Annotated in this window: 15 protein-coding genes; all 15 read left to right on the top strand. The window is 43.7% G+C overall.

The genetic code is table 11. The annotated features are described in order from the left end of the window. Window positions 1-51: 51 nt before the first annotated feature. Window positions 52-897: a YitT family protein gene (locus BR02_RS0102965; protein ID WP_031514038.1), complete on the top strand. Its 846-nt coding sequence runs from the start codon at window positions 52-54 to the stop codon at window positions 895-897. Window positions 898-920: 23 nt separating this feature from the next. Then, complete coding sequence (locus BR02_RS0102960; protein WP_031514036.1) at window positions 921-1,742, top strand: transketolase; 822 nt, start codon at window positions 921-923, stop codon at window positions 1,740-1,742. An 84-nt stretch (window positions 1,743-1,826) separates the two neighbouring features. Further along, on the top strand, window positions 1,827-2,768 hold the full coding sequence (locus tag BR02_RS0102955; RefSeq protein ID WP_031514035.1) for a transketolase family protein: 942 nt from the start codon (window positions 1,827-1,829) through the stop codon (window positions 2,766-2,768). A 115-nt stretch (window positions 2,769-2,883) separates the two neighbouring features. Then, a complete protein-coding gene (locus BR02_RS0102950; RefSeq protein WP_031514034.1) occupies window positions 2,884-4,053 on the top strand; it encodes an MFS transporter in 1,170 nt (389 codons plus the stop codon). Window positions 4,054-4,152: 99 nt separating this feature from the next. Further along, the gene (locus tag BR02_RS0102945; RefSeq protein WP_031514033.1) at window positions 4,153-6,228 is read left to right on the top strand and encodes a CotH kinase family protein; all 2,076 of its coding nucleotides are present in this window, start codon (window positions 4,153-4,155) and stop codon (window positions 6,226-6,228) included. 159 nt (window positions 6,229-6,387) lie between these two features. Further along, window positions 6,388-7,611, top strand: a complete 1,224-nt coding sequence (locus tag BR02_RS14685; RefSeq protein ID WP_169738564.1) for an S-layer homology domain-containing protein — start codon at window positions 6,388-6,390, stop codon at window positions 7,609-7,611. A gap of 144 nt (window positions 7,612-7,755) precedes the next feature. Beyond that, window positions 7,756-8,181: a hypothetical protein gene (locus BR02_RS0102935; RefSeq protein WP_031514031.1), complete on the top strand. Its 426-nt coding sequence runs from the start codon at window positions 7,756-7,758 to the stop codon at window positions 8,179-8,181. Between the two features lie 48 nt (window positions 8,182-8,229). Continuing rightward, window positions 8,230-9,231: a type II TA system antitoxin MqsA family protein gene (locus tag BR02_RS0102930; protein ID WP_031514030.1), complete on the top strand. Its 1,002-nt coding sequence runs from the start codon at window positions 8,230-8,232 to the stop codon at window positions 9,229-9,231. Window positions 9,232-9,424: 193 nt separating this feature from the next. Continuing rightward, complete coding sequence (locus BR02_RS0102925; RefSeq protein WP_031514029.1) at window positions 9,425-11,608, top strand: CRISPR-associated helicase/endonuclease Cas3; 2,184 nt, start codon at window positions 9,425-9,427, stop codon at window positions 11,606-11,608. Between the two features lie 18 nt (window positions 11,609-11,626). Beyond that, entirely contained in the window at window positions 11,627-12,277 is a 651-nt protein-coding gene (cas5c, locus tag BR02_RS0102920) for a type I-C CRISPR-associated protein Cas5c (protein WP_031514028.1), read from the top strand. 9 nt (window positions 12,278-12,286) lie between these two features. Next, a complete protein-coding gene (cas8c, locus tag BR02_RS0102915) occupies window positions 12,287-14,092 on the top strand; it encodes a type I-C CRISPR-associated protein Cas8c/Csd1 (protein ID WP_031514027.1) in 1,806 nt (601 codons plus the stop codon). 32 nt (window positions 14,093-14,124) lie between these two features. Further along, on the top strand, window positions 14,125-14,991 hold the full coding sequence (gene cas7c / locus BR02_RS0102910) for a type I-C CRISPR-associated protein Cas7/Csd2 (protein WP_031514026.1): 867 nt from the start codon (window positions 14,125-14,127) through the stop codon (window positions 14,989-14,991). Further along, complete coding sequence (gene cas4 / locus BR02_RS0102905) at window positions 14,988-15,662, top strand: CRISPR-associated protein Cas4 (protein ID WP_031514023.1); 675 nt, start codon at window positions 14,988-14,990, stop codon at window positions 15,660-15,662. The genes cas7c and cas4 overlap by 4 nt, the downstream gene beginning before the upstream one ends. A 2-nt stretch (window positions 15,663-15,664) precedes the next feature. Further along, a complete protein-coding gene (gene cas1c, locus BR02_RS0102900; protein ID WP_031514021.1) occupies window positions 15,665-16,696 on the top strand; it encodes a type I-C CRISPR-associated endonuclease Cas1c in 1,032 nt (343 codons plus the stop codon). Between the two features lie 11 nt (window positions 16,697-16,707). Further along, window positions 16,708-16,998 (top strand): CRISPR-associated endonuclease Cas2, encoded by a 291-nt coding sequence (gene cas2 / locus BR02_RS0102895; RefSeq protein WP_031514019.1) that lies wholly within the window; start codon window positions 16,708-16,710, stop codon window positions 16,996-16,998. Window positions 16,999-17,203: the final 205 nt, after the last annotated feature.

The following is a 17,203-nucleotide window of genomic DNA, read 5'->3' as shown; positions in this document are numbered from 1 at the left end:
AGAATCTGGGAAATATATAGCCTTAAGTGCAGCTGTACGAGGTGAAGGCTAATGCTTAGGGCTATCAGTGGTTACATAGGAGTGTTGACCGGGGTAATAATATTAACGCTGGGCTTAAATTTATTTCTGGTACCCAATAAAATTGCATCGGGCGGCGTAAGCGGCATTGCCATTATACTGCATCATTTAGTGAAGGCGCCGGTTGGTGTAGCCATGCTGGCAATGAACCTGCCCTTATTCATTTTTGGTGTCATTCGGCTGGGCAGGCACACCGGTTATCGCACCTTGTTTGGAACGGTGGCGCTGGCAGTGCTGGTTGACGCATCGGCCCCCTTTTTACCGGTGCCCACTGAAAATTTGCTCTTGGCCAGCATTTATGGCGGCCTCCTGGTGGGATTGGGAATAGGTCTGGTGTTTCGCAATAAAGGCACCACCGGGGGCACCGATTTGGCGGCGGCAATTTTGCGCTCCTATACCGGCCGTAATATTGGCCAGCTGGTTTTTATGTTGGATGCCCTGGTGGTGCTCAGTGCCGGCCTTGCATTCCGATCTTGGGAGCTGCCCTTGTACGCCCTGATCACGCTTTTTATTGTGGCCCGGGTGATAGACCTGGTGCAAGAGGGTTTTTCTTATGCCAAAGCATTTATAATTATCACCAATCAACCGCAGGCCATGGCCGATACCATTTTAAAAGAAATGGGCCGGGGTGCCACCGCCTGGCCGGCCAGGGGAATGTTCATGGGCAGTAACCGCCAGGTGCTCTTGTCGGTGGTACACCGCAGTGAGGTTTCTAAATTTAAAGAAATTGTTCATCGGGCCGATCACCGGGCCTTTATGATATTAGCGGATGTGCATGAAGTAATCGGTGAAGGATTTAGTAAAATGACGGTAAAATAATATTTGCCAAATACTAAAGGTAGATGGAGGTTAAAAAAATGACGGTGCAGTTAGAGGATAAGGCAAAGGCAATACGCCGGCATATTGTTACCATGCTGGGAGAAGCCGGTTCGGGCCACCCCGGGGGGTCGCTCTCGGCAGCGGACCTTGTTGCTGCGTTGTACTTTAAGGTGATGAGGGTGGACCCGGAAGATCCGCAAAACCCCGACCGGGACAGATTTGTGTTAAGTAAGGGGCACGGGGCTCCGGTGCTTTATGCCGCCCTGGCAGAGCGGGGTTTTTTTCCTGTGGAAGACCTAAAGACGCTGCGCAAGCTGGGCAGCAAGCTGCAGGGCCACCCGGATATGAGGAAGGTGCCCGGTGTGGATATGTCCACCGGCTCATTGGGCCAAGGCCTGTCTGTGGCCAACGGAATGGCCCTGGCCGGCAAATTGGATAAAAAGGATTTTCGGGTCTATGTGTTACTGGGTGACGGCGAAATACAGGAAGGCCAAATTTGGGAGGCGGCCATGGCCGCGGCCCACTATAAGTTGGACAACCTTACCGCCTTTTTGGATCACAATAAAATGCAAATTGACGGCAACATTGAAGAAGTAATGTCTCCGGAGCCGGTGGCAGACAAATGGCGGGCCTTTGGCTGGCATGTAATAGAAATTGACGGCCACAACATGGAGCAAATATTAAATGCCATTGAAGAGGCGAAAAAGACCGCCGGCAAGCCCACCATCATTGTGGCCAAAACGGTAAAGGGCAAGGGCGTTTCTTTTATGGAAGACCAGGTGGGTTGGCACGGCAAAGCCCCCAGCCCGGAGCAGGTGGAAGAGGCCTTAAAGGAACTGGCCTAGTGTCCCATTGGACGCGATGAATCGTGCCCTAGGCGGGTTCGATTCATTGAAACCTGAGAATTCAAGATATAGGAGGTAACCCCAGTGACGAAAAAAATTGCTACCCGGGAGGCCTATGGGGAAACTCTGCTGGCCCTGGGTAAGGAAAATAAAGATATTGTGGTATTGGATGCTGACCTTTCTAAATCCACTAAAACCTATGATTTTGGCCGGCACTACCCCGAGCGGTTTTTCAACATGGGCATTGCCGAGGCCAACATGATGGCCACCGCTGCCGGTTTGGCTGCGGCGGGCAAGGTGCCCTTTTGCAGCACCTTTGCGGTCTTTGCCACCGGGCGGGCCTATGATCAGGTGCGCAACAGCGTGGCTTACCCCCGTCTCAATGTAAAAATAGCTGCCACCCACGCCGGCATCACAGTGGGCGAGGACGGCGGCTCCCACCAGGCCATTGAAGATATTGCCATAATGCGGGCCCTGCCCAACTTTACAATTTTTGTTCCCGCTGACGCTAAGGAGACCGATGCCGCTATTAGGGCAGCGGTGGAAATTGAAGGCCCCGTTTACATTCGTTTGGGGCGCTCCGGGGTGCCGGCAATTCATGATGACAATTTTCAGTTTAACCCCGGCGAGGCGGTGCAAATGCGGCCCGGCAAGGATTTAACCATTATTGCCACCGGCATGATGGTGTCCGTTGCCCTGGAGGCAGCGGAGCAGTTGGCCAAAGAAGGCATCGATGCCCGGGTGCTAAATATACATACCATTAAACCGCTGGATATTGCCAAGGTGGTGGATGCGGCCTGGGAAACCGGGGCCATTGTCACCGCCGAAGAGCACAGTATCATCGGCGGTTTGGGAAGCGCAGTGGCAGAGGCGGTGAGCGAGCACCATCCGGTACCCATCAAGCGGGTGGGGGTAAGGGACCTGTTCGGTGAATCGGGCAAACCGGCAGAGCTGCTGGAGTATTTTGGGCTCACAGCCAAGGATATTGTTGCAGCGGCCAAGCAGGTGTTAAAAAAGAAGAAGTAGAGAGCCTTTGCAATGGCGGACCCCTTTTTGTCCGCCTTTTTGCAGTATGACGGTGCCGGCAAGCCTTCTGTGATGCCAGCCGTTTTTAGAATGTTTTTAGCTAGGAGAGGATATTTTGGATACGAAGCCTGTTGCTAAATCTGCCCTGTGGACCCGTGACTTTATTTTAATTTGCTTAGTTAACTTGACTCTTTTCTTAGGTTTTCAAATGTTGATGCCCACCTTGCCGGTGTTTGTGGCACATTTGGGTGGGCAGGAATCTATGGTAGGTTTGGTGGTGGGCATTTTCACCGTGGCCGCCGTGGTGGTGAGACCCTTTGTTGGCCGGTCTCTGGACACACACGGCAGAAAACCCCTCTTGTTTGCGGGCTTGGTAGTATTTATTATCATTACCCTTGCCTACAACTGGGCCGGCTCCATATTAATGCTGCTGGTGCTGCGCTTTTTGCACGGTCTCGGTTGGGGCACCAGCAACACCGCCACAGGCACGGTGGCTTCGGATATTATACCCAAGCCCCGACTGGGTGAGGGTATGGGATATTTTGGGCTGGCCACAACACTGTCCATGGCGGTGGCCCCGGCCCTGGGCCTCTATATAATATATCAATACAACTTTACAGTATTGTTCTTTTCATCTGCCGCATTGGCCATTCTGTCCCTGGCACTGAGCACCTGTATTAAAAATGAAGTAAAAAGAGACCCCAAGGAAGCCGCTCCCAAGGGTTTTGCTTCAATGTTTGAACCACAGGCCTTTCGGCCTTCCTTGGTGCTGTTTTTTATAACTCTCACCTATGGTGCTGTAGTAACCTTTATAGCTCTTCATGCCGCAGAGAAGGGGATACTTAACATTGGAATATTCTTTACGGTGTATGCAGTGGTTTTGGCAGTAACCCGGCCGCTGGCCGGCATGCTGGCAGATCGCAAGGGATTTGATATAGTAGTGATACCAGGCACCCTGCTAATAGCTGTGGGTATGCTGATACTGGGTATTGCTGAACCGCTGTGGATGTTTTTAGCGGCTGCGGTATTTTATGCCTTGGGCTTTGGCTTTGCCCAGCCCAGCCTGCAAGCCATGACGGTTTATAATCTGCCTCCCCATCGGCGGGGTGCAGCCAATGGAACCTTTTTTTCGGCCTTTGACTTAGGTATTGGCGTGGGGGCGGTCTTGTGGGGCGTTGTGTCTCAGCTGGTGGGTTACGGCACCATGTACATGATTTCCGCCATACCGGCACTGTTGGCCTTGCTGCTGTACCTAATGGTGGGTAGGCAGAGAAAAGAAGAATAACTTAATAAAGTAAAAAATAAAGCTTTGAACCCAAAGCTTTATTTTTTAATGACAGTGCAGAAACCGCCGGTGAAGAATTGAATGAAGGGGTGTAGTGTTTTGAAGAAAACAATTACGGCTGTGGCTATTTGTTGTTTATTTTTAGTTAGTTGGCTGGCTGTTGGGCAAGGGGACCACGCCTACGCCGGTGATGCCATTGATATCAAGAAACTGTATTTGTATATTGAAGACGATGACTTGCAGCACTTATATTCCCGGGAGGTATTTTCCGATGAACCGGTTGCTGCCTATGCGAAAACCTCTCCGGATGGTGAGGAACTGGATTTAAGGGGAGTGAGGTTTAGGGGCAGTTCCACCAGACTGCTGCCCAAAAAACCCTATAACGTTCGCTTTGAGGAGAGACAGGATTTTCTCAATGGCAGTAACCGGATGAATTTAAATGCCATGTACACAGATCCCTCCATGATGCGTGAAAAGCTGTCCATGGATATGTTCAGAGAACTGGGGCATCCGGCTCCCAGGGCACAATACTTTGAACTGTACATTAATGACATTTTTGAAGGGCTGTACATTCAAATCGAGCGGGTGGATGCAGACCTGTTAAAAAATGCCGGTTTAAACGGTGACGGCACATTGGTAAGAGACCAGTTCAGAGATAATAGGCATAAGCCGGAGATTGATCGGGCCTCCCTTTTTGGTTTTAATATTGATGCCATAGAAGATAAGGAAGAGTTTTTAGAAGAGAATTTTGACTATAGAAATAAGCCGGAATGGTCACGGCTGGCGGATCTGGCTCAATGGGTGTATAACACACCGCCGGGACCGGAATTTGCCCGGGGTTTTGAAGAGAGGTTTAACCTAGAGAACTTTATCGATTGGTTAGCCATTCATATTTTAATTGGCGATATTGATGCATATGGTGACGATTACTGGCTGTATTTAGATCATAATGATCCGGAAGGCAAATGGATGGTTATTCCCTGGGATAAGGATTTAACCTTTGGTTCCCATACCCGGTTAGATGTAGTTACTGCCAATGACTTTTTCGCCTATGAATACAGCCTTGAACCGGGCTGGCACGGCTGGGATAATGATCTGGTGAAAAAATTCCTACAAACACCGGAATTAAAAGACTTGCTGGATAAGCGTCTAATTTACTTGATGGAGCAAAAGTTTACCCCTGACTACTTTAAAGAAAAAACAAAGCTCATTCAAAGGGCAATTGAAAACAGTGTAAATGTACTGCCGGGAGAGGATAGTTTTATCTTGCACCCACAAAACCATCATGGGGAATTGGGCAGGCATGCCTACCATGTGGAGAGTATAGTGGATTTTGTGGAATTAAGGTATCAGTTTTTAGACAGGCAGATTAACAGCCATGATGGTTTGCCTTATACCGCAACCGCTCCCCTTAGTGGATTGGAAGAGGTTTTTTTAACCGATCTTAATGGCTGGGTTATTGCTAAACTTAAGCTTGATCAACCGGTTGAAACGGGAGAGGTGACAATAAGGGCAGATGAGGCGGTTGGCATTGACGGGGTGGAAAGAATTTGGACCATTGACACCAAGGGGGCTAACATAAAAGGTGAGCTAAGCCTATATTACCGAAACGACTACCCAGACTGGTACGGTAATTGGTACACAGACTTGGCGGCGGTGGGAAACCAATGGAATTTAAATATTGCTGAGCGAATAAATGGCGAAGAAGTAATTTACCCCTCTATGGTTAACCCCTATTCAAACAAGGTTACCGCTGAGGTGGAACTGGATGGCTTGCATGAGTTTGTAGTAATCCATGGGGTGTCGGTGATTGAATTAAAGATTGGTGAACAGGAGGCCAGTATCAATGGCAAAGTCTTCACCCTGGATGCAGAGCCCTTTATCACCGAGGAAGAGAGAACCATGGTGCCGGTACGCTTTGTCAGTGAAGCCTTGGGTGCTGAGGTGAACTGGGCCTCTAAAACCCGGCAAGTGATAATTAAAGACGGTGACACCGAGATTATTATGCCTATAGACGGGGATGCGGTGACGGTAAACGGGGTTGAGGACAGTATAGACGCCCCGGCGGAAATTGTGGACGGCAGTGCCTTTGTGCCCCTGCGCTTTGTCAGTGATAAGCTAGGTGCGGCGGTGGATTATGATGCTGCCTCCGGTAAGATTACCCTAACCAGATAAGTTATTGCCATTAAAGGCATAAAAGCCCCTTCTTTTAACTGCAATGAAAAACATTACTAACAAGCTTTATATGCTTTCTAAAAGGAAACAGGGGGCTTTTGCAGAATAGTAATAGCGTTCCTAAAAATAAGACATCATTAGAGGAGGCAGAAAATGTTTTTGAAAAGAAGGAGCGCTTTGGTAGTTAGTTTGGCCCTTTGCTTAGTGCTGGCCATGACAGTGACAGCCTTTGCAAAAGCTTCCGATGTAGCGGATAATCACTGGGCCAAGGAGCAAATTGATGACTGGCTGGATAAAGGTCTGGCCGCAGGCTATGAAGACGGCAGCTTTAAACCCAACAAGAGTGTTAGCCGGGCTGAATTTGTGGCCTTTGTGAACAGGGCCCACGGGTTAACAGAAAGTGCGGAAATCAGCTTTCCCGATGTTGATGCCGATGCCTGGTATGCTGAGCAGGTGGCAATAGCTAAAGAAGCCGGCTACATAGGCGGTTATGAAGACGGTACTTTTAAGCCCAATGCCAATATCAGCCGTCAAGAGGCTGCATCTATGCTGGCCCGCCTGGTGGGGTTAGATGAAGAGTCCAATGTAGAAGCTATTGACAGATTTGCCGATGCCCAATCTATTCCCGCATGGAGTAAAGGTGCAGTGGCTGCAGTTGTCGCTAAGGGATACATGGGCGGCTATGAAGACGAAACCTTTAGGGCTACCAGACCCATCAGCAGAGCCGAAACACTGGTAACCATAGACCGCACCTTAAATGATGTTGAAGAAGTTAAGCTTGCACCCACGGTTAGGGCTGAAGGTCTTGATATATTTGACGAGGGAGTAGAAAAAGAGTTTAGTGTTACCACTGCGGTATACGACTATGAAAACACCATGGTGACCGTAAACCTGGAAATAAGCAAAGAAGATGCAGAGTTAACCGGTGATGAACTGGCTGTGTTTTATGAAGTTGTGAACGAGGAAATTACTGAGTACTTGGAACTGCCTTTAGAGGTTAAAGAAGGCAAACTGCTGGCTTCCTTTGGCCCTGCAGAGGGCTTTCCCCTGCTGGATGCCACCGACAACTTTAAAGCCACCTTTGCAGAAGGAACTGCCGGTGAATACACTGTAACCATCAGCATTGTTGCTGTAGAAGGTCAGGAGCTGCTGACCAGTAAAGACTTTGCTGTGACAGTTAATGAGGTGGTTGCAGAAGAGCCGGTTGAGGAAGAAGTAGTTGAAGAAGATGCAGTTGATGAAAATAATGATGAAACCGGAAACGAAAATGATAACTTAGATGACGGCCAAGACCAATCAGGTGAGGAAGAAAACAATGAAGAGGATGTAGAAGAAGTAACTGCAAACGAAGAAGAGGAAAGTACTGAAACTGAAGAAGGGTAGGTAAAAAAGCAGGGTGCCAATCAAGCACCCTGCTTTTTGATACGAAAAAACAAACATAAGGTATCAATTGATACGTTTATTCTTGTGTTATAGGTATATTTAGTATACAATTTTATATAATAGAAGAATAGGGGTGATAGGGATTTGAGCTCCACCACAAGGAAAGCCGGTAAATATACGGATTTTACCCCCGATGAAATAAAAGAGTACCTTACTAGGTTCAGAAAAGCAATATTAGACGGAAAGTATACCATTGCCAAAGGGCGAAAAAGACGGGAAAACATGGAGTTTATAGAGGATTATAGAATCAATACAAAAAAGGAAAGGGAAATATTATTAGGAATTCAATATGATGATTTTTGCTATGCCGTTGATAATCAGAAGGAAGAATTTGCCCATGAAAAGCTTTACATATTCTGCAAATCCCAAGAACTTGATTACTGGGGCGAGCTGGAGACTGTTGATATATATATTAAAATTAATATGACCCAGACAAAAAGCGGAGATGATTATACCGTGGTGGTTTCTTTTCATAGGAGAAATAAGCCCATTAAATATCTGTTTAAATAAATTGTTTGATTATGAGATTTATACCAATGGTTAAGGGGGGGAAACCTAATGTTAGCCTTTTGTGAGAACTGCCATGAGCTGGCTGAATACACTGTCAGAGATGAACCAAAAGAAAAGATTATCAAAGGCAATAAGGTTGAATACATGGGTAAAGAGGCGTACTGCAAAGACTGTGGCAGTGAAATCTTTGTGGCCGATATACGGGATCATAATTTAAGCATGTTGGATAAGGCTTATAGGGAAATGGAAGGGTTGATTACTGTTGCGGAAATTGAACTCATATTAGAGAAATATGATGTGGGCAAAAGACCCCTGTCCCTATTATTAGGTTGGGGGGAAGGTACCCTTACCAGATACCTAGATGGGGACATCCCGACAAAACAATACTCTGATACATTAAAAAGGGTTCTTAGGGACCCAAACTATATGAGGGAAATATTGGAGCAGAATAAGGATCGGATTACAGATGTGGCATACAGACGGATAATTGGTGCTTTGGAAAAGGATGAATTGGCGGGAAATACTATTTGTGAACCGGAAGAAAAAATTGATTATGTGGTAAGGTATCTGCTATCTAACTCTGCCGATATAACACCCTTAGCCCTACAAAAGCAATTGTACTATGCCCAGGGGTTTTATCGGGCTTTTACCGGGGAGTATTTATTTGAGGACGACTGTGAAGCCTGGGTGCATGGCCCTGTATTCAGAAGTGTTTATTATAAGTACAAAGACCACGGTTATAATCCCATTGAAGATAAGGGTTATGAATACGGGGAGATAAAACTGACCACTGAAGAAAAAGAACTTCTGGATAGCATTATTAGAAATTTTGGCTGCTATAGCGGTAAGGTTTTAGAAAAAATGACCCATGCAGAGGAACCATGGCGAGCTGCTAGGGAGGGTTTAAAAGCTAATGAGGGTTCAAACAGAATAATAGATAAAGAACTAATCGCTAAATACTTTAGTGAAATAAAATCTAAGTACCGTATGCTCAATATTTCTGACATTAGGGATTACAGCACAGACCTCTTCAATAAACTCTATAATTAGATAAGCTTAAAAAGAGCCCTGAAGCATTTTGCTTTCAGGGCTTTTTTCTATGCCCATTAATTTAAACTAAAGCCGGCAGCTGTATTTTTTGTCGAAATTAAAAGGAAATATTTAGGAGGATAGCGGAGAATTCAAGAGAATTATAGTAGTTACTGTAAGAAAAAAGGTGTGTAGCTTTGGGGGAATAGTACCTATGAAATATTATGCCCACTCCACTGAAAACCCTGAAAAGGCCTGGCAAACAATGGTTGAGCATTTAGAGAAAACTGCTCACTTGGCAGGGAAATATGCTGCAGAATTCAATGCCCAAGGGTTTGGCTTTATATCGGGGTTGCTGCATGATTTAGGAAAGTATTCAGAAAGATTTCAACAAAAACTACGAGGGGCTTCTTTATACGTTGACCATTCTACCGCGGGGGCCCAAGAGGCCATAAATTTATATGGGGAGTTATATGGTAAACTGCTGGCCTACTGCATAGCCGGGCACCACAGCGGCTTGCCCGACTATGGCACTGCGGCGTCCACCGAAGGAACTTTAATGGCAAGACTCCGCAAAAAAGTAGGCGAAGACCTTGAGGATTATAGTGCCTATAAAACTGAGCTGGATTTACCCACTGAAAAAACCTTTCTTAACTTGCCAATCAAACCAATTGATAATTACAGAGGCTTTACAATATCCTTTTTCATCAGAATGATTTACTCCTGCTTAGTGGATGCTGATTATATTGACACTGAGAGCTATATGTCAGATACATTAAAACCTAGGGGAAACAACGCCTCCATACCTCAATTGAATAATACTTTCAATCAGTTTTTAACCGGATTTAAGGCTGATAAAACAAAAATAAATACCAGGCGCCAAGAAATTTTGCAGCGATGCTTAGGGATGGCTAAATCACCCACCGGGTTATTTACACTTACTGTTCCCACCGGGGGAGGGAAAACCCTTTCATCCCTTGCCTTTGCACTGAATCACGCTGTAATCAATAATCTCAAAAGAATAATTTATGTAATACCCTATACCAGCATTATAGAACAAAATGCAGCGGTGTTTAAAAAAGTTTTAGGGGACAACAACATTTTAGAACACCACAGTAATTATCAATTTGATAATAAAGATTCTGAAGATATACAAGCCATTAACGAAAAATTGAAGCTGGCAGCGGAGAATTGGGATATTCCCATTGTGGTAACCACCAATGTGCAATTTTTTGAATCTTTATTTTCAAACAAAAGCTCTAAATGCAGAAAGATACACAACCTGGCCAAAAGCGTTATTATATTTGACGAAGCACAGATGTTACCTGTTGAATACCTAAAACCATGCCTGCTGGCTATATCAGAGCTTGTGCATAATTACCGATCAACGGCTGTGCTTTGCACAGCAACACAACCGGCAATAAAAGGGCTGCTGCCTTCATGCATAAAAGCTAGGGAAATAATGGATGATCCCAGACAACTGTATGAAGATTTTAAAAAAGTGAGGGTGGTAAAAAAAGGCGAGATTGATGACGATACATTGGCAGATGAATTAAAGGAATTAGACCGGGTGCTTTGTATTGTAAACACCCGAAAACACGCCAAAGAGATTTACGACAAGTTAATAGATAACACATTTCATTTAAGCACCTTGATGTGCCCTGTTCACAGACAAGAAACCCTTTCGGAAATAAGACAGCGATTAAGAAATAAACAAGCCTGCAAGGTGGTGTCCACACAACTGATTGAGGCCGGGGTAGATGTTGACTTTCCGGTGGTATATCGCTCGGTTGCAGGCATTGATTCCATAGTTCAATCTGCCGGCAGGTGTAACCGGGAGGGCTATTTATCCACAGGTATTGTTTATGTATTTAAACCGGTTTCAGAATATGCAAAAATAAGGGGCTATTTGGAAACAACTGCAAAGGTGGCAGATATGGTGTTTAGAAGATACGAGGACCCCATTTCTTTAGATGCCATAGATTACTATTTTAAAATGTTATATGACGTTAAGGGCGACGAAGCCTTAGATAAAGAAAAAATTATTAAGTGTTTTGAGGAAAGGAGTTCTCAGTTAGAATTCGATTTTAAAACAGCGGCAGAAAGGTTCAAACTGATAGAAAGCAGCACTTACTCCATTATAATACCTTACAACGCAGATGCAAGGAAGTTAATGGAAGAGGCAAAATACAGCCCCTATCCCCGCAGCCTAGCAAGGAAATTGCAACCGTATACCATATCGGTTTATGAAAATGAATATAAAGCACTGCTAAAACATGCTGCCTTAAAAACTGTCAACAATGGTTTTGTTGTGCTTGATAATTTTGAAAACAATTATGATAAAAGGACAGGTCTTATCATTCCGAAGGATACCTATGGCGAAGGTATTTTTATTTAAGGGAAAGGAGGATGTTAGGTGGGGTATGGATTTAAGTTAAAGGTGTTTGGGGACTATGCTTGTTTTACCAGGCCTGAGATGAAAGTGGAACGGGTAAGCTATGATGTTATCACCCCGTCAGCGGCCAGGGGCATTATTGAAGCGATTTATTGGAAACCGGCAATAAAATGGGTTATTGACAAAATCCATGTGATCAACGAAATAAGATTCACCAATGTAAGGCGAAATGAAGTTAGCCAGAAAATTTCCGATACTAACGTGAAAAAAGCAATGAATGGTAATAACCCAGAATTATTTCAGGTGGCTTCAGAAATTAGACAGCAGAGGGCAGCCTTGGTGTTAAAGGATGTACAGTATGTTATTGAGGCCCATTTTGAAATGACTAATCAGGCCGGGCCGGGGGATACGCCGGCAAAACATTATAATGTTGCCCTTAGACGGATGCGAAAAGGTCAATGTTATCATCAACCATGCTTGGGAACAAGGGAATTTGCGGCAAACTTTGAGTTGATTGAAAATGAAATTCCAACCAGCATATACAGCGGTGAAATGGATTTAGGCTGGATGCTATGGGATATTGACTTTGAAAACGATATGACACCAATATTTTATAGGGCAATTATGAAAGACGGCATCATCGATGTTAATAACTTATTGAAAGCGAGGTGATAGAAACCAATGATCATCAATGAGTTAGCTAAGTATTACGAAATACTGGCCCGGGATGAAAGAAGCGGGGTACCGCCCTATGGTTATAGCAATGCCAAGGTTGGTTTTGCCCTTAACATTTCTGCAGAGGGTGACTTGCTTGATGTTATCCCATTGCATGTGGAAGAACAGGTGGGTAAAAAAACTAAACTATTTTTACGAGTATTGACAGTGCCGGAGCAAAAGCTTCGGTCATCAGGTATTGCACCAAACTTTATGTGCGATAACAGCACATATGTTTTAGGCATTGACAACAAAGGTAAGCCCAAGCGGTCAAAGAATGCTTTTGAAGCATTTAAGAAATTACATCATGAAATTTTAGGTGCAGCAAGAGGACAAGCCGCCAAAGCAGTGTTGGCTTTTTTAGATAAATGGAAGGTGGATAAATCAAAACAGCATCCTGCCTTGAAAGATTATTTGGAAGAAATATTGAAGGGCAGCAATTTAGTATTTAGATTGGATGGAACAACGGGCTACTTGCACAATGATGAAGAGATTAAAAAACTGTGGGAAGATTATAACTCAAAAGATGAGGATGATATATTTGGACAATGCCTTGTAACAGGTACCAATACAGCAATAGCAAAGTTGCATCCGGTTATAAAAAACGTAAAAAAAGCGCAATCAAGTGGTGCATCAATAGTATCTTTTAATGCACCGTCCTATGAATCATACGGAAAAAAACAAAGCTATAATTCTCCTGTGGGTAAAAAAACTGCCTTTGCTTATACCACAGTGTTAAATCATATGCTCTCAAGTCAAAAACAAAAGATTCAAGTGGGCGATGCAACCACGGTATTCTGGGCCGCAAGCCCTGAAGAAATATATACAGATTTAGCAGCAGAACTGTTTAATCCTACAATTACCCAAGAAGGAAAGAAAGGCAGTAATGAATACAAGCGCGACGCTCATATTGAACAGTTAGTTAATGATGTATTAACAAAAGCAAAATCCGGCCAGAGGATAAATGATTTGGACGGAAAAATTGACCCAAAAACCAAGTTCCACATTCTTGGTTTATCACCCAACGCAAGCCGCATCTCAATCAGGTTTTTTCATTCCGACAGTTTTGGTGGGTTTACAGAAAAAATTGCACAGCATTACAAAGATATGGAAATAGTAAAGGATTTTGACAACCGGCCCAGCAACATTCCTATCTGGATGATGCTTAATGAAACAATTTCACCAAAGAGCACCAACAGGGATGCCCCACCCCTTTTGGCCGGTGCTGTAATGCGTTCTATTATAAGTGGAGCTCCATACCCGGCATCACTTTTTAATGCTGTCATGATCAGAGTAAGAACCGATATGGATGACAAAGACAAAAATATTCAGCGGGTGAATTATGTTAGGGTGGCCATAATCAAAGCCTACCTGCTAAGAAATGCCAGACTATATAAAAATAAAAAGTTAGAGGAGGTTTTAACGGTGAGTTTAAACGAGCATTCAGACAATACCGGGTACTTACTGGGGCGGCTCTTTGCTGTGTTAGAGAAAGCACAACAGGATGCTAACCCAGGCATAAATGCTACTATAAAAGACCGCTATTTCGCCTCTGCCTGCGCAACCCCCGGGGCTGTATTTCCAATACTATTAAAGCTTGCGCAGCACCACATATCAAAATCGGACTACGGTTATGCAATTGAGAGAAGAATTGAGTCCATTATGGTTAAAATCACCAATTTCCCGTCTCATTTAACACTGGAGCAGCAAGGAACATTTATACTGGGATATTACCATCAAAGGGTAGCTTTATTTCAGAAATCTGATAATTAAAAAAGATACTTTAAAAATGGAGGGATTATAAAGTGAGTGAGGTTATTAAAAATCGTTATGAGTTTGTAATTTTATTTGATGTTGAGAACGGCAACCCCAATGGCGACCCCGACGCAGGAAATATGCCAAGAATTGATGCTGAAACCGGTTACGGCATTGTAACTGATGTATGCCTTAAAAGAAAGATCAGAAACTACGTTGAAATTGTAAAGGAAGATTGTGAGGGTTATAAAATCTATGTTAAAGAGGGTGCAGTGCTTAACAAACAGCATGAAACAGCCTATATTGGATTAGGCATTGACCCAAAGGATGAAAAAGCGGCAAAACAAAACCGTGACTCCCTTAGGGACTTCATGTGTAAAAACTTTTTTGATGTGCGCACCTTTGGTGCAGTTATGACCACTAAGGTTAATTGCGGACAAGTTAGGGGGCCGGTGCAAATTAATTTTGCCAGGAGTATAGATCCAATTGTACCCCAGGAAATAACAATCACCCGCATGGCGGTAACCACTGAAAAAGACGCTGAAAGCAAAACAACCGAAATGGGCAGAAAACATATTATTCCTTACGCCTTATATAGAACTGAGGGTTATGTTTCTGCAAACCTGGCTAAAAAGACAACCGGTTTTTCAGAGGACGATTTAGACCTATTGTGGGAATCTATCATCAACATGTTTGAACATGACCATTCGGCGGCAAGGGGAAAAATGGCCGTGCGCAAGTTAATTGTATTTAAGCATGACAGTGAGCTTGGCAATGCTCCCGCACACAAATTGTTTGAGTTAATAAATGTAAAGAGAAAAGACAGCGAAAGGCCGGCCCGTAGCTACAGCGATTATATTGTTGATATTGACATGTCAAAGGTGCCTGAGGGTGTGACGGTAATAGAAAAATTATGATTTATAAATATAAAGATGAAGACCTTCTGGCTTTGTCTGGTATTCAACACTTTGCCTACTGTCCAAGACAATGGGCTTTGATACACATTGAAAAACAATGGATTGAAAACTTGCATACCGTTGAAGGTAAGCAATTACATGAACGTGTCGATAATCCCGATTTTTTTGAATCCAGGGGAGGGGTTTTAACAGCACGCTCGGTGCCCATTTCTTCGTATGAGCTTGGTTTTTTTGGTGTGGCCGACCTTGTAGAATTTTATGCCGATGAGAAAAAAGGTATAACACTTAATGGGCGCCAAGGAAAATGGCGTCCTATTCCCGTGGAGTACAAGAAAGGAAAACCCAAAAAAGATATTATTGACCAGGTGCAGCTTTGCGCCCAGGCAATTTGCCTTGAAGAGATGCTTAGCACCACCATCGAGTATGGATACCTTTTCTACGGAAAAACAAAGCACCGGACAAAAATAGTGTTTGGTAAGCAACTTAGAGATGAAGTGGTAAGGCTTGCTGAACAAATGCACAGTGTTTTTAACAAACAAATTACGCCCAAACCCCTAACAAATAACAAAGGCTGTAAATCATGCTCGCTTGTTAATGTTTGTCTACCTAAGCTAGGCACGAAACAAGCCGGTGTTAACAGTTATATAAAAAGGTATTTGGGGCGTGAATAGCAATGAAAAAATTATTAAATGTTTTATATGTTACTACGCCGGAGGCATATTTATCTTTGGACGGTGAAAACGTTGTTGTCTTAATCGAAGGCAAAGAAAAGTTTCGCTTACCAATACACACCATCGAAAGTATTGTTTGTTTTGGGTTTTTAGGTGCCAGTCCTGCATTAATGGGTTTTTGTGCTAAAAACGGTGTGGGCTTATGTTTTGTCAGCCCTTACGGGAGGTTTTTGGCACGGGTTTCCGGCGGTGTATATGGTAATGTTTTGCTAAGGAAAAAACAGTTTCGTGTGTCAGACAGTGAAGCGGATTGTGTGCCAATAGCGATAAATTGTATTATTGCTAAACTAAATAATTCAAGGGTGGTAATTGAAAGGGCCATTCGGGATCACCCAGGGCAGGTGGATGTTAATGCTTTAAAGAAGGCATCCACATACATTAAAAATTCCACGGTGCAATTGCAAAACTGCAGTAGCTTAGAGGAAATAAGGGGTATTGAAGGCGATTGTGCTAAAATATACTTCGAGGTTTTTGATGAACTGATTTTACATTCAAAGGACAGCTTTTATATGCGTGGTAGAAATAAAAGGCCGCCTAAAGATAACTTAAATGCACTGCTCTCTTTTCTGTATACACTGCTGGCCCATGATGTACAATCGGCCTTAGAAACTGTAGGACTGGATCCATATGTTGGTTTTTTGCATAGGGAAAGGCCCGGGAGACCATCCCTTGCCTTAGATATTATGGAAGAATTTAGAGCATTTTTTGTGGATAGATTGGTGCTTTCTTTAATTAACAGGAAACAAATCACCGGCAAAGGATTTACTGTTAGGGAAAGCGGAGGGGTAATGATGGATGCGGATACAAGAAAGAATGTTTTAATGGCTTGGCAAAAACGAAAACAAGAGAAAATAACGCATCCATTTTTAAATGAAAAAATAAGCCTGGGCTTATTGCCATATGTGCAATCGTTACTGCTGGCAAGGCATTTAAGGGGTGATCTGGATGCTTACCCTCCATTTTTATGGAAGTAGGTGATGTTATTATGATGGTTTTAATAACTTATGATGTTAATACCGAAACTGATGCCGGTAAAAAGCGACTAAGGCTAATTGCCAAAGAATGTGTTAATAAGTGCCAAAGGGTACAAAACTCTGTTTTCGAGTGTTTATTAGACCCCGCACAATTTTCTGAACTAAGGCACAAACTAGAAAAAATTGCAGACGGCTCAACCGACAGTTTGAGGTACTATTACTTAGGTAAAAACTGGAAAAGACGTGTGGAACATTTTGGGGCTAAAACTTCATATGATCCGGAAGGAGTATTGATTATTTAAGTGTTGCGAACCTAAAGCGAACATGTTTTGCCTAAGGGATTCGCAACCCCTGGTTTGACAAGCCCTTTAAGTGTTTTAGAGCCAGAAGTACTGTTTTTTTAAGTTTGCTTTTGTATGTTCGCGAATTATATATATCTACCCATTGATGTATATATTTTTTTTGCGGATACTGTCGCACCCCACACGGGTGCGTGGATTGAAACAA

Source organism: Desulfofalx alkaliphila DSM 12257 (genome assembly GCF_000711975.1).
Classification (GTDB): Bacteria; Bacillota; Desulfotomaculia; order Desulfotomaculales; family Desulfohalotomaculaceae; genus Desulfofalx; species Desulfofalx alkaliphila.
Note: the sequence above shows the minus strand (reverse complement) of the source record. Positions and strands in the feature narration are given on the sequence as shown.

Excerpts from the sequence above, each read along its gene's own strand:
- cas8c (WP_031514027.1), top strand. The coding sequence starts at position 12,287 with ATGATCATCAATGAGTTAGCTAAGTATTACGAAATACTGGCCCGGGAT.
- cas2 (WP_031514019.1), top strand. The coding sequence starts at position 16,708 with ATGATGGTTTTAATAACTTATGATGTTAATACCGAAACTGATGCCGGT.
- cas1c (WP_031514021.1), top strand. The coding sequence starts at position 15,665 with ATGAAAAAATTATTAAATGTTTTATATGTTACTACGCCGGAGGCATAT.
- BR02_RS0102965 (WP_031514038.1), top strand. The coding sequence starts at position 52 with ATGCTTAGGGCTATCAGTGGTTACATAGGAGTGTTGACCGGGGTAATA.
- BR02_RS0102930 (WP_031514030.1), top strand. The coding sequence starts at position 8,230 with ATGTTAGCCTTTTGTGAGAACTGCCATGAGCTGGCTGAATACACTGTC.
- cas4 (WP_031514023.1), top strand. The coding sequence starts at position 14,988 with ATGATTTATAAATATAAAGATGAAGACCTTCTGGCTTTGTCTGGTATT.
- BR02_RS0102960 (WP_031514036.1), top strand. The coding sequence starts at position 921 with ATGGAGGTTAAAAAAATGACGGTGCAGTTAGAGGATAAGGCAAAGGCA.
- BR02_RS0102925 (WP_031514029.1), top strand. The coding sequence starts at position 9,425 with ATGAAATATTATGCCCACTCCACTGAAAACCCTGAAAAGGCCTGGCAA.